This window comes from Owenweeksia hongkongensis DSM 17368, from assembly GCF_000236705.1.
GTDB lineage: Bacteria > Bacteroidota > Bacteroidia > Flavobacteriales > Schleiferiaceae > Owenweeksia > Owenweeksia hongkongensis.
In genome coordinates this window covers 2,523,402-2,536,202 of record NC_016599.1, presented here as the reverse complement: position 1 = coordinate 2,536,202, position 12,801 = coordinate 2,523,402, and the positions used below count along the sequence as shown (strand labels likewise).

At 40.9% G+C, this 12,801-nt stretch carries 14 protein-coding genes; 12 read left to right on the top strand and 2 right to left on the bottom strand.

Annotated elements, in window-relative coordinates; genetic code table 11:
* Positions 1–58: 58 nt before the first annotated feature.
* From OWEHO_RS11155 to OWEHO_RS11140, 4 genes are all read left to right on the top strand, one after another.
* A complete protein-coding gene (locus tag OWEHO_RS11155; RefSeq protein WP_014202582.1) occupies positions 59–1,363 on the top strand; it encodes a TlpA family protein disulfide reductase in 1,305 nt (434 codons plus the stop codon).
* A 65-nt stretch (positions 1,364–1,428) separates the two neighbouring features.
* Positions 1,429–2,208 (top strand): enoyl-CoA hydratase-related protein, encoded by a 780-nt coding sequence (locus OWEHO_RS11150; RefSeq protein WP_014202581.1) that lies wholly within the window; start codon positions 1,429–1,431, stop codon positions 2,206–2,208.
* A gap of 126 nt (positions 2,209–2,334) precedes the next feature.
* Complete coding sequence (locus OWEHO_RS11145; RefSeq protein ID WP_014202580.1) at positions 2,335–2,700, top strand: four helix bundle protein; 366 nt, start codon at positions 2,335–2,337, stop codon at positions 2,698–2,700.
* 53 nt (positions 2,701–2,753) lie between these two features.
* On the top strand, positions 2,754–3,908 hold the full coding sequence (locus OWEHO_RS11140; protein ID WP_014202579.1) for a 3-hydroxyacyl-CoA dehydrogenase NAD-binding domain-containing protein: 1,155 nt from the start codon (positions 2,754–2,756) through the stop codon (positions 3,906–3,908).
* Between the two features lie 82 nt (positions 3,909–3,990).
* On the opposite strand, the gene OWEHO_RS11135 is transcribed toward OWEHO_RS11140, so the two are convergent.
* Positions 3,991–5,379: a LamG-like jellyroll fold domain-containing protein gene (locus tag OWEHO_RS11135; RefSeq protein WP_014202578.1), complete on the bottom strand. Its 1,389-nt coding sequence runs from the start codon at positions 5,377–5,379 to the stop codon at positions 3,991–3,993.
* Positions 5,380–5,533: 154 nt separating this feature from the next.
* Here OWEHO_RS11135 and OWEHO_RS11130 point away from each other — a divergent pair, with 154 nt between their 5' ends.
* Complete coding sequence (locus tag OWEHO_RS11130) at positions 5,534–7,006, top strand: DUF5687 family protein (protein WP_014202577.1); 1,473 nt, start codon at positions 5,534–5,536, stop codon at positions 7,004–7,006.
* A 27-nt stretch (positions 7,007–7,033) separates the two neighbouring features.
* Positions 7,034–7,744 carry an ABC transporter ATP-binding protein gene (locus tag OWEHO_RS11125; RefSeq protein WP_041628200.1) on the top strand — a complete coding sequence of 237 codons (711 nt, stop codon included), beginning with the start codon at positions 7,034–7,036 and terminating at the stop codon, positions 7,742–7,744.
* A gap of 75 nt (positions 7,745–7,819) precedes the next feature.
* On the opposite strand, the gene OWEHO_RS11120 is transcribed toward OWEHO_RS11125, so the two are convergent.
* The gene (locus OWEHO_RS11120; protein ID WP_014202575.1) at positions 7,820–8,770 is read right to left on the bottom strand and encodes a LamG-like jellyroll fold domain-containing protein; all 951 of its coding nucleotides are present in this window, start codon (positions 8,768–8,770) and stop codon (positions 7,820–7,822) included.
* 150 nt (positions 8,771–8,920) lie between these two features.
* On the opposite strand from OWEHO_RS11120, the gene OWEHO_RS11115 reads away from it, so the two are divergent.
* From OWEHO_RS11115 to OWEHO_RS11090, 6 genes are all read left to right on the top strand, one after another.
* Entirely contained in the window at positions 8,921–9,418 is a 498-nt protein-coding gene (locus OWEHO_RS11115; protein ID WP_041627571.1) for a hypothetical protein, read from the top strand.
* Between the two features lie 3 nt (positions 9,419–9,421).
* A complete protein-coding gene (locus tag OWEHO_RS11110) occupies positions 9,422–9,832 on the top strand; it encodes a hotdog fold thioesterase (RefSeq protein ID WP_014202573.1) in 411 nt (136 codons plus the stop codon).
* Between the two features lie 142 nt (positions 9,833–9,974).
* Positions 9,975–10,232 carry a four helix bundle protein gene (locus OWEHO_RS17930; RefSeq protein WP_223252683.1) on the top strand — a complete coding sequence of 86 codons (258 nt, stop codon included), beginning with the start codon at positions 9,975–9,977 and terminating at the stop codon, positions 10,230–10,232.
* 28 nt (positions 10,233–10,260) lie between these two features.
* Positions 10,261–11,469: a 3-oxoadipyl-CoA thiolase gene (pcaF, locus tag OWEHO_RS11100; RefSeq protein WP_014202572.1), complete on the top strand. Its 1,209-nt coding sequence runs from the start codon at positions 10,261–10,263 to the stop codon at positions 11,467–11,469.
* 76 nt (positions 11,470–11,545) lie between these two features.
* Positions 11,546–12,151, top strand: coding sequence for a YdeI/OmpD-associated family protein (locus OWEHO_RS11095; RefSeq protein WP_014202571.1), 606 nt, complete (start codon positions 11,546–11,548; stop codon positions 12,149–12,151).
* A gap of 9 nt (positions 12,152–12,160) precedes the next feature.
* Complete coding sequence (locus tag OWEHO_RS11090; RefSeq protein WP_014202570.1) at positions 12,161–12,757, top strand: acyltransferase; 597 nt, start codon at positions 12,161–12,163, stop codon at positions 12,755–12,757.
* Positions 12,758–12,801: the final 44 nt, after the last annotated feature.

Genomic DNA, 12,801 nt, shown 5'->3' with positions numbered 1-12,801 from the left:
TTCATCAAAAAAACAGGTAGTCTAAAAAGTCTTATAATTGAGGTTTAAAACCCTTTTTATGAGAACTATCATCATTGCAATCTTTTGCTTATTTGGAACCTTCGCTTTTTCGCAATCAGAAACGGTTAGGGTAAAAACCGAGATGAAAGCTGGGAAAGATGGCTACCCGGGTGGTTGGGGCTTCGCCTATTTTAAACAGCCTAAAACGAACTCTTGGGCAATATCAAACACTAAGCTAACGGGAATTCCAAAAGATTGGAATGAATACTATAGGAAAGATATTCTGTTCCAAAGAAACCAATTCATATTTCAGAATTATAAGGAAGGGAATATTACAGATTCTACATTTACGGATCTCTTTCAAAAAATGGGTCTTGATACCGCAGGCAACAAGTATTCTTCAGAACCAATTGCTTGTTTTAGTACACTAATCTACCGGCAGAAAAATAATGGGAAAGTAGAATATATGGTGGATACGGATGCCGATGGTGACTTTTCGGATGAAGAATCTTATAAGCCATTAAAGGGCGCGGTAGTCAAGCGTCTGGAATCTACTATTAAGAAAGTTCCTTATATGCAGTATGAATTATTCGTAAATAATAGGATAGTGAGAGATAGCGTTCCTTTTATGACCTTCTCGAATGAATCAGAAAAACACGGAAAATACCTTGCTTACACGTTCCCAATATATTCTGAAGGTATTTTTGGGGATGAAACCTTTGTTGTAACACCATCTAAGGTTGACTTTAGTACGTTTACGGTAAGCACAAAAACTCAATTGAACAATGAGATCAAGACCCACGAATGGGAAAAAGCCAAACGGGGCGATAGGGTAAATTACTTTGGAGATTGGTATGAAATAAGTCATTTTGATAGGGCCAACATGGAGCTTGTTTTGGATAAGGTAGATCTTGAAAAGGATAGCATCAGTCCTACTGTTGGGTTTTATGCCCCGGATTTCGAATTTGAAGTAATGGATACAGGGAAAGAAATGAAGCTCAGCGACCTTCAAGCTAAGTATGTGTTACTTGATTTTTGGGGCACATGGTGCAGTCCGTGTGTTAAAGGAATTCCAGACTTAGTAAAACTGCATGAAGAACTAAAGGAGGAACCTTTTGAAATAATTTCCATTGCGGTGAAATCAAAGCGCGAAGCTTTTGATGAGTTAATCGAGGAGCATGGAATGGATTGGCTGCATGCATGGGAGGAAAATGGTAGTGGAGGAATGGTACAGCTTTACAATGTTGATGCTTTTCCCTCTTTTATTTTGATAGCCCCTGACGGGAAAATTGTAAGTAAGGCCAACTATACTGATAAAATTAAGGATTTCGTAATACAAACAGACCCTTCAGCTTTGGAGTAAATCAGGCAAGTGGTTTTGTCCTTTCCCCACCCTTTCTTTTTACTTTTGGGCCAAAACCAGAAAACATGTCAGATTTTATACAAGTAGAAAAGATTGATAAAGTCTTAAAAATAAACCTCAATCGTCCGGATAAGTATAACAGCTTTGTGCGTGAAATGGCTTTGGCTCTTCAAGATGAACTGAAGAAAGCCTCAGCTGATCCCAGCAATCGCTGCATTTACCTTACGGGAAATGGCAAGGCATTTTGTGCGGGGCAAGATTTAGCAGAAGCTACCGATCCCAATGGCCCTGAGTTGACCAAAATCGTAACGGAACATTATAATCCAATTGTAGGAGCAATCAGAAACATTGACCTGCCCGTGGTAGCAGCTGTAAACGGTGTGGCAGCAGGTGCTGGAGCCAATATCGCTTTGGCAGCAGATGTGTGCGTAGCAACAGAGTCTGCAAGCTTTATTCAGGCATTTTCAAAAATCGGATTGATACCTGATAGCGGTGGTACCTTTACTTTGCCGAGATTGATAGGAATGCAAAAAGCTTCTGCATTAATGATGATAGGCGACAAAGTTTCGGCTATGGATGCCGAGCGCATGGGTATGATTTACAAAGTTTTTAGCGATGAAACCTTTGCGGAAGAGTCGATGAAAATTGCTCAAACACTGAGCAACATGCCAACCAAAGCTTTGGCGGCAACTAAGAAATTACTCAATGCTTCTTCGCTTAATAATCTGGAAGACCAATTGGCACTGGAGGATAAGTACCAAACGGAGTGTGGACAGAGCTATGATTATGCTGAGGGAACGAAAGCATTTTTAGAAAAGAGAAGACCGGAGTTTAAGGGGGAGTAGTTAATTGGTGGATTAGTAGATTTGTTAATTAGTGGGAACGTAAATAAGAGGTTTATTGATTCAAAATAAACGTCCCCCTCTTTCACTAATTAACCAGTATACCATTTAACGAATCAACTAAGAGAGATGCAAAGCTTTAGAGATTTGAACTGCTGGAAGGAGGCGAGAGTATTTCGCAATCTGATGTTTGAGTTATCCAAGTCATTTCCTGTTGAAGAAAATTATAGGTTAGTTGATCAACTTGTACGGAGTTCACGAGGTATTACAGCTGCTATAGCTGAAGGACATGGAAGGTATCACTATCAAGAAAACATTCGGTATTGTAGGGTTGCCAGAGGATCTTTGGAAGAAACTTTAGACCATTTAATCACTGCTTTGGATTGTAGGTACATTGCCCAAGAACAGCTGGAAAATTATGAGAAGCATTATAATACCATTCTTGCTTTGCTAAATGGCTATATCTCCTATCTCAAAAAACGAAAAGAAAATTGAAACGGACTTTTTTACTAATTAACAAGTCCACGACTTAACAAGTTAACTACACAATGAAAATAGCAATAATAGGAGCTGGCGCCATGGGTGCCGGAATAGCGCAAGTAGCTGCGCAAAAAGGTCACGAAGTTTATCTAACCGATAAGTTTGAGGCAGCACTAGATAAAGCCAAGGCTGGACATGAAAAGATATTGGCTCGCTTGGTAGAGAAAGGTCGACTAGCTGAAGGTGAGGACAAGGAGATTGTTGGGCGCATCAGCTATACGTCAAATATGGCCGATTTGAAAGATGCCGGTTTGGTCATTGAAGCGGTAATTGAAAACATTGAAATTAAGAAAGCCATTTTTCAGGAGTTGGAAGGCATTGTTGCTGAGGATGCAATTTTGGCGTCCAATACTTCGTCACTTTCTATTGCCAGCATTGGTTCTTCTGTAAAAAAGGCGGATCGAGTAATCGGAATTCACTTCTTTAATCCGGCACCTTTGATGCCATTGGTAGAGATTATTCCTGCGGTGTCCACTTCTGTGGAAACAACAAAAAAGGCAAGAGAAATAATTGACCTCTGGGGAAAAGTAACCGTTTTGGCAAAAGACACGCCTGGCTTTATCGTAAACCGTGTCGCTCGTCCATTTTATGGTGAGGCCGTGCGTATTTATGAAGAAGGATTTGCAGATCCGGCAACTATCGATTGGGCCATGACCGAGTTAGGAGGTTTTCGTATGGGACCATTTACACTTATGGATTTTATTGGTCATGATGTGAATTATGCCGTTACCGAAAGTGTGTTTGAGGCGTTTTATTACGATCAGCGCTACCGACCAAATTTCTCACAGAAGCGGTTGGTAGAAGCAGGTTGGCTTGGACGAAAAACTGGTCGTGGTTTTTATGATTATAGCGAAGGTGCCGAAAAGCCAGAACCAAGCACTAATCAGGAAATGGGAGAAAACATCCTTTGGAGAATTTTGGTGATGCTTATTAACGAAGCTGCAGATGCTTTGTATTTAAATATTGCCAGCCGCGAAGACATTGATTTGGCCATGACCAAAGGTGTGAATTACCCAAAAGGACTTTTGAAATGGGCCGATGAAAAAGGTATCCAACATTGTGTGGATACTTTGGATAGAATGCAAACTGAGTATGGGGAAGATCGCTACCGTTGCAGTCCATTGCTGAGAAAAATGGCAAGAGAAGGACAGACTTTCTTTTAGAGTAAAAAGACTTCTATAAAAAGATAAAGGTGAGCTGTTGCTGAAACGGCTCACTTTTTTTATGCTCTCTAAATTATTTCCGCTAAGGCGTCACCACAAGATTGGAAGAGCCTGTTTTTCCATCGTTTCTCCTAAAGTTTAGAGTATAAACTCCCGTTGGTAGATTGAGGTCAATTACGGTTTCGGCTTGATTTTCTACTTCAATCTGCGTGACTATTTTACCCGCTGGGTTTATCACAAATAAGGTTCCTGCTTCGGTATCCATTCCTTGAGAAAAGGTGAATCTTCCTTTTGTGGGGTTTGGAAAAACGCTAAGCTGCGAAAGGTTATTTTCAGTAAGTCCTATATCAGTAAACTCACAAGCTGACGTATCGGTGCAACCATTTTTGGTGAGTATCACGGCATAGTTGCCTCCTTGGGTGGGCGAATAGGTTTGAAGAACCGCGCCTGGAATGATTTGTTTATCATCACAATTCATCCATTGGTAATTCGCACCACCTAGTTTGGCGAACAAGGTAGTTGGGTTTGACCAAATAACATCGGTATCCAGCGAGTCGATGTTTAGGGTTAGTTGCACAATTGAGTCACACGATCCAGAAGTTGGAAAAGTAGCAGAGTAAATACCTGCATTTTTGTAATAATCATTGCCAAACTGAACGCTGTCACCTTTGCAAATAGTAGCTGAAACCGTGCTTCCCAATACTTTTCCTTGAACAAAATTGGAGCTTGATCCGCTCATGCTAAATCCACTCAAGTTGCCATCTATATTTCCTTTGTCGTCAATGAGTTTTGTGATTGTTGTATTGCTTCCTCCAGGGCTGCCTTGGTCACATTTGTAGAAGAGTTTAAGATTGGGGCTTGAGTTATCATGACCATTAGTGTACATGCAACTAATTTCAGATTGTGTTAAGGCTTTGTTCCAAAGGCCTATTTCGTCTAGCTTTCCTCCCAACTGGAAGTTGGTAGGAGAAAAGGGTAGATATCCAATATGCAGAGATTCGCTTGACAACGAGATAGAGCCACTCGCGGGCATAGAAGCATTTGCCACTCCGTTTAGGTAAGTTTTTATGGTGCTGCCATCATAGGTCATTACCAAATGTTGCCATGTGTTTATCTGAAAACCGGTAATCACAGGGGTGTAGTCCGTTCCTGAGCTATTTCTAAACCTAGCCTCTACTGTGGTTGCAGAGAGGTGGAGGAGGTAGAAGTCGCAAGAAGCATCATTTCTGAATCCAGCTATTCCGTCAAAATTTGGATAGTTTGGAGATGGATTGGTTGCGTACACCCAGCAGCTAAGGCTAATTCCAGAGGTAGAGTTGGCTATATGAGCGGAAGCATTAGGTACTGTAACTATATCATTTGAGCCATCAAAAGAGAGGCTATTGGAGCTTTGACTAAAGGTGGTAAAGGAAAAAAATAGGGAGAAAAATAAGAAGCATGAAAGGTGATGGGGATAGTTTAGTTTATTCATTTTGTTAAAGTTTGATTTGGAAATCTAATTTAGAAAATAATGAGTCTGATTTTGAGTGACCAAAATTTAGGTGTATGTAGTTTCCCTAAAATCTTAAATTGCATCCTATCAGAAAGTACTTTATCCATTATCCTTAAACCTTTTAAACCTAAGAATGTACGCAACTTTATTTCGGCAGCAGTTCAAAAAAGCCCTACGTGCTAAAGCCTTTTCGCAAGGATGGGGGGTGAAAATTCTTATCGGATTTTTAGTGATTTACTTTGGCCTCTCTTTTTTAGCCTTAGGCTTTTTGTTGCCAGAAATAATAAAGGAAACAAACCCCGCAGCCAGTCTTATCACGCCAATATTTGGGCAATTTGTACTGTATTACGTGCTGGTAGATTTGGCGATGCGCTTCTTCTTGCAAGACCTAAATGTACTTACGGTTCAGCATTATTTGCTTCAGCCAATCAAAAAGAGTAAGGTTATAAATTACCTATTGGGAAGCAGTATATTCAATTTCTTCAATCTTTTTCCATTACTTTTTATTGTGCCTTTTGCCTTTCGGGGGGCGATGCCTGAGCTAGGTATGGCAGGCGGTATTACTTGGCTTGTCACAATGTGTTTGTTGGTAATGGTAAATCACTTTTTAGCCATTTATATCAAAAGAGTTGCGGCAGTAAAACAGATGGTTTTTATCGCTTTTGCGGCAATCGTAGCCTTGGTTTTTGTGGCCAATGCTTTCGGGTGGATTTCCTTAAACGACTGGTCAGGCATTGTGTTTGGCAATTTGGGGTCTTGGTGGTTTGCATTGGTGGTCTTGGCTGTTGTGTTTGGTGTTTATATGGTAAACTTTCGTTTTCTTTTGGCCAATAGCCACATTGATAAATGGAAAAAACAGGACGGAAACGTATCCACTCAAAATTTTGATTATTTGGAATCAAAAGGTGCAATTGGTACAATGATGGCCAATGAGCTAAAGCTGATTTTACGAAATAAGCGCACCAAGAGCATTTTGATTATAACTGCACTTTTTGGTGCTTATGGGTTAATATTTTATACACAACCTGAGCAGTATTCTGGCATGGGGTGGCTAGTGTTTGTGGGTATTTTTTTAACAGGCATTTTTATGATTAACTATGGCCAGTTTATGTTAGGTTGGGAAAGCGCTTATTTCGATGGAATCCTTACGCGAGCCTATCCCATGGAATCTTTCTTTAGGGCTAAGTTCTGGCTATTGGTTTCCAGTAGCGTTATTACCTACGTAATTTCTCTGGCCTACATTTATTTTACTTGGGATGCTTTGTGGATTAATACGGCTAGCTTTATTTACAATATTGGAGTCAATAGTTTTGTTCTGCTTTTTGCCAGTACCTATCAAAAGAAAAGAATAGACCTGACCAAAGGCTCGCCTTTTAATTATCAAGGTACAAGTGCTGTTCAGTTTTTGGTGGCTATTCCACTTTTGGTGCTGCCCATCCTTATTTTTCAGGCGTTCAATATTTTTGATAAACCTTATTATGGACTGGCCACAATGGCAGGAGCTGGCCTATTGAGCTTAGCTTTCAGCAAATATTGGTTTAAAGAAATCAGCAAGAATTTTAAAGAAAAGAAGTATCGAAACGCAGCAGGGTTTAGAGAAGCTTAATTGAAACACAGAAATAATATGCCAGAAATTCTAAGAGTTCAAAACCTTAAAAAATCCTACAACGGAGAGACTGTTCTCAACATTCCGGAGCTGAATATTGAGGCAGGTAAATCGTTTGGTTTGGTGGGAAATAATGGAGCGGGTAAAACCACACTTTATCGCTGCCTTTTAGATTTAATCCAACCGGATGGTGGAGAGGTTTTGATCAACAATATTCCGGTGGCAACCGATGAAAGTTGGAAGAACTTTACGGGTAGTTTTATTGACGAAGGTTTCCTTATCGATTACCTCACCCCTGATGAGTATTTCACGTTTATTGCCAAGCTTCATAATATAGATGCCTCACTGCTAAGTGCATTTTTGGATGGCTATGAAGACTTTTTTAAAGGAGAGGTGCGTGGTCGCAAAAAGTACATTCGCGACTTGAGCAAGGGAAACCAAAAGAAGGTAGGTATTGTGGGTGCCCTTATCGGAAACCCACAAGTTTTGATACTCGATGAGCCCTTTGCCAATTTGGATCCGTCTACCCAATACCAGCTGCGCGACCAGTTGAAAAAGCTGGACGCAGAAACCGACATTACCATGCTTATTTCCAGTCATGATTTAGGGCATGTTACGGAATTTTGCCAGCGTATTGTGATTCTTGATCATGGTGAAATCGTAAAAGACATAGAAACGAATTCGCAAACGCTATCTGAGTTGGAAGAGTTTTTTGTGAAGAAGGTGAGGGTGGAATGAGCTTCACTCTAAGTAATTTAAATATATTGAGTTAGTCTTAATAAGACACAAAGGCTGTGCAAGGGTGCCAAAGGTTTACTGAACAACTAATTTTCTTGAAGCCCTAACTTCCCCATTTTCGATAGCACTAATGATATAGATGCCGGATTTTAATGCAGGCTCAACTTGGTATTGTTTACTCGAAGGCCATAAATCCTGAAACACTATTTGGCCGGTGATATCCGTAATTTCTATAGTTGATCCAGGTTCTAAATTTTCCCCTATTATGGAAAAGCTGCCATTGGTAGTAGGGTTTGGGAACACCGAGAAAGTAACGGTTTGGCCAGCGTATACCTTTGAAACAGATAATGAGTTAGTATAAAGAGTTTGAATTTCGCTTGTGCTAAGTAACCGGTTGTAGATTCTAAGGTCATTAATGACCCCAGTAAAAGTTCGGGTATTAAATGTAGAAGCACCCACGTAAATTAAATTATCAGTACCTCCTGTAGAAGGGTATAAGATTTCATTTACGCTACCATCAAATACACCATCAAGATAAAGACTGGTGGAAGTGCCATTGGATTGCATTACAATATTGTGCCAAATGCTATCTACCACGGAGCTTGTGGAGATTCGGGAGCCAGCTGTGGAACCATCAAAAGAAGCAAACAATTTACCGGTGACTGGCTGTATGCCCAAACCAAAACCAATATTTGCTCCTTGAAGTATAAGTTGATCAGAAGTAGTGGTCAGGTGGGAGGTTTTAATCCAAACAGAAATGGCCATTTCAGTAAATGATGAAGCGTCAAAAGTAGAGGTAGACGTTAGTCGATCGTTACCATTAAAACTTAGAGCAGAGTCCTTTCCCGCGACCAAAATGTAGGGGCTGATGCCGCCATTTACCATTAGGTTGTTTCCGTACTGTGTTACATCCCTAAGATTATTGTCAAATGGGTAATGAGCTTTAAGACTATCTGTAAGGGTTTGGCTGTATAGGCTAGGAGCAAAGAAGACAGGGATTAGAAATAAGGCTAAAAAAATTTTCATCGGTTGAGGTATTAATAATGGTTGAGCAAACTATGGATTGCTTACTACGTAAAGATGACAAAATTATTTATGTGTAAAATACATAAGTGTAAACAAACCAATAGAGTACATCTTTTTCGTATTGTTCCCCTAAACAATACCTTTGCTGATATGAAGCAACCCAGAAAAGATTTTGTAGCGGTGGCCATTGCCGATTATGAAGCGATGAGCCAAGCAGAGCAAGGAAAAATGATAGTTCAGATATTGGAAGATCAGCCTATTTTGATGGGCTTTATCACCAACCTTGCCGATGATTTTAGTGACGAAGAGCACGAAGCTTTGGTAGATTCTGCCGTGATCCTTATCAATGCCTTTATTTCAGCCGGTATTCCGGTAGAGCTGGTTCCTCACCAAATGCTGGAAGAGGTGATCAACGACCGCATGGATGCCTATGAGCAAAAAGCGAAAGAGGTAGAGGGTTTGCCTGAAGGCGAAATGATTAAAATTTCAGATAGTCCTTTAGTGTTTGAAGATTTGAAAACCCGAGCGGTGTTTAAAACCAAATCAGCAGATAGTGATGAGCTGGATCGCCAAAATTTCAATGTGGCATTGGACACGATTATTTCCATTATCGAAAGATCTGTTTCCATTACCATGGAAAAAAAGTAGGCCATGGAAGGAAAAGCGATAGTTGATAAAATGTACAATGGCGATGCTTTTAGTCAATGGCTGGGTATTGAACGCATCGAGGAAAGGGCGGGGTATTCCAAACTAAAAATGAGGGTTCGCGAGGAGATGACCAATGGTTTTAAAATCGCTCATGGTGGAATTACCTACTCTTTGGCGGATAGCGCTCTGGCCTTTGCAAGCAACAGCCATGGACGCCAAGCTGTGAGCATCGAAACCAGTATTTCTCACACCAAAGCCGTGCATATTGGAGACATCCTAATTGCGGAAGCCATTGAACTAAATTTGACAAACGCTACAGGCATTTATGATATAAAAGTGACGAACCAAAATAATGAGGTGGTTGCGCTTTTTAAAGGAACTGTTTATAGAACGAAGAAAGAGTGGACTAATTAATGTTGAATATTTAAAACGGAATATTTAATAGATGACTAGCCAAGAGTTAAAAGACAGGACTAAAGCCTTTGCAAAGGGGTGTTTAAAGCTGTTGATTGCAGAAAGTAGAAATAGCAAATTGTTCTGACATATCGAAGGCCAGTTGATTAGATGTTCAACTTCTGTGGCTGCAAATTATAGAGCAGCATGCTTGGCGCAAAGTAGGCCCGCCTTTACGGCAAAAATCAGCATTGTACTGGAGGAAGCTGATGAAAGCATTTTTTGGTTAGAGCTTTTAGAGGAAGAGCTTGAAATAAAGGATAGGAAGGGATTACAAGAATTAAAAAAGGAAGCGCAGGAATTGACGAACATATTTGCATCAACGCGGAAACGCATGCAAAGCGGTTCGGGCAAATCTTAAATATTAAGTTTTCAATATTAAATAAGAAATGAAAGACGCATATATAATAGACGGAATACGTACACCAATTGGAAGTTTTGGTGGAACATTATCAGCAGTAAGAGCTGACGATTTAGGAGCACATGTTATCAGAGAGTTGATGGCTCGCAACGCAGATTTGGATCGGGAAATGATAGCAGACGTAATAATGGGCTGCGCCAATCAGGCAGGTGAGGATAACAGGAATGTGGCTCGAATGTCATCGCTATTGGCAGGGTTACCTTTTTCTGTACCAGGCGAAACGGTGAACAGACTTTGTGCCTCAGGAATGAGTGCCACAGCTCAAGCCATGCGTGCAGTTAGAAATGGTGATGGCGATGTATTTGTAGCCGGAGGTATGGAGCACATGACCCGTGCACCTTACGTAATGAGCAAGCCGAGCAAAGCTTATGGCACAGATTCAAAAATGTATGATTCAAGTTTTGGATGGCGCTTTGTAAACCCTGAAATGTACAAGCGTTATGGCACCGATGCCATGGGCGAAACAGCCGAAAACCTGGTGGAGCTTTATAACATTAGCCGCGAAGATCAGGATGCGTTTGCATACTGGAGCCAAATGAAAGCTAAGGAAGCACAGAATAATGGCCGATTGGCAAAAGAGATTGCAGCAGTAAGTATTCCTCAAAGGAAAAAAGACCCTATCATTTTTGCTAAAGATGAGTTTGTAAAACCTACCAGTACACTGGAAATTTTAGGAAAACTTCGTCCGGCTTTTAAGAAAGAAGGAGGCTCGGTAACTGCTGGTAATGCATCGGGACTTAACGATGGTGCAGCGGCACTTTTGGTAGCTTCTGAAGAAGGCGCGACTAAGAACAATCTTAAGCCAATGGCCAGAATTGTATCAATGGGCGTTGCGGGTGTGGAGCCTCGCATTATGGGAATAGGGCCGGTTTATGCTTCTGAAATTGCTTTGAAAAAAGCAGGTCTTACTTTAGATCAAATGGACATTTTAGAGCTGAACGAAGCCTTTGCTGCACAAGTTTTGGCTTGTACCCGCAAAATGGGCTTGGCAGATAATGATCCTCGAATTAACCCAAATGGAGGCGCTATTGCATTGGGTCACCCACTGGGAATGAGCGGTGCAAGACTGCTTCAAACCGCGGCAATTCAATTACAGGAAACTGGAAAGCGCTACGCACTTTGTACAATGTGTATTGGTGTTGGACAAGGTTATGCTGTAGTTTTGGAGAGAGCGTAAAAGTATTTAATATGTAAGATTGAATATTTTAAATTGATGAGGTTTAGAATATTCAATTTTAATTTTTCACTACTAAATGGCAAAGCCCAAAAACACGGACGAATATCTGGCTCGGCTAGAGAGCAACTTTGCTCACCCGATACTTACTCGTGTGCGAAAAGTTGTTTTGGAAACAGCACCTCAGGTTGAAGAAACCATAAAGTGGGGCGCACCAACTTTTGAGTATAAAGGTATAATGATGAGCATGGTTGCTTTCAAAAATTTTGCGGCCATGTGGTTTCACAAAGGCGCTCTTTTCAATGATCCTAAAAACCTTCTGGAGGCTACAGCCGAAACGACCAAATCTATGCGGAAGTACAATGTTTCTAGCATCGAAGATTTGGATGAAGAGGGTCTTCGAGGTTTAGTTTTGGAAGCTATTGAAAAGAACGAATCTGGAGAGCAAGTTGAGGGTTTCAATCAGCGTGATAAGAAGTATGATTCGTCAGAGTTGTTAAACGAAGCCTTGAAGAACAATGCTGCGGCTCGGAAGACTTTTGAAAGCTTACCACCTTCGCATCAGCGCGAATATGTGGAGCACATAGAAAGTGCCAAACAAGATGTAACCAAACAGCGTAGGTTAGAGAAATCACTGACTTTACTGGAGCAAGGCTTGGGCTTACACGATAAGTATAGAAAGTAAAACCACATTATGATTTACGAATTTGAAGGCTTTAAGCCTGTAATTCACGAGAGCGCGTTTATTCACAAAACTGCCTCAGTGATTGGCAATGTACATATTGGTAAAGATGTTTACGTTGGACCCGGAGCCGCTATTCGAGGAGATTGGGGAGAAATCGTTATTGAGGATGGATGCAACGTTCAGGAAAACTGCACTATTCACATGTTTCCAGGAGTTTCTCTCCGTTTGCAAGAAGGTGCTCACATTGGCCATGGGGCTATTATTCATGGAGCTCAAATCGGTCGCAATTGCTTGGTGGGAATGAATTCAGTTTTGATGGATAATGTGGAGCTTGGGGAAGAATCTATAGTAGGAGCACTTTCCTTTATAAAAGCGGATACTATTATTCCGCCAAGGAGCTTGGTTGTGGGCAATCCCGGCAAGGTGATAAAGCAAGTAAGTGATGAAATGATAGCTTGGAAAACCGAAGGAACAAAGTTGTATCAAAAACTGCCATCTCAATGCGTTAACTCATTGAGGGAATGTGAACCTCTTAGAGTGGCCGAGCCGAATCGCGCAAAGCAGCAAACCTCTTACTTAACTTGGGGTGCTGACAGAAAAAAATGACAGACAGTTGTAGTTCAACTGCTTAATGGTGCAGTTAGTCGAAA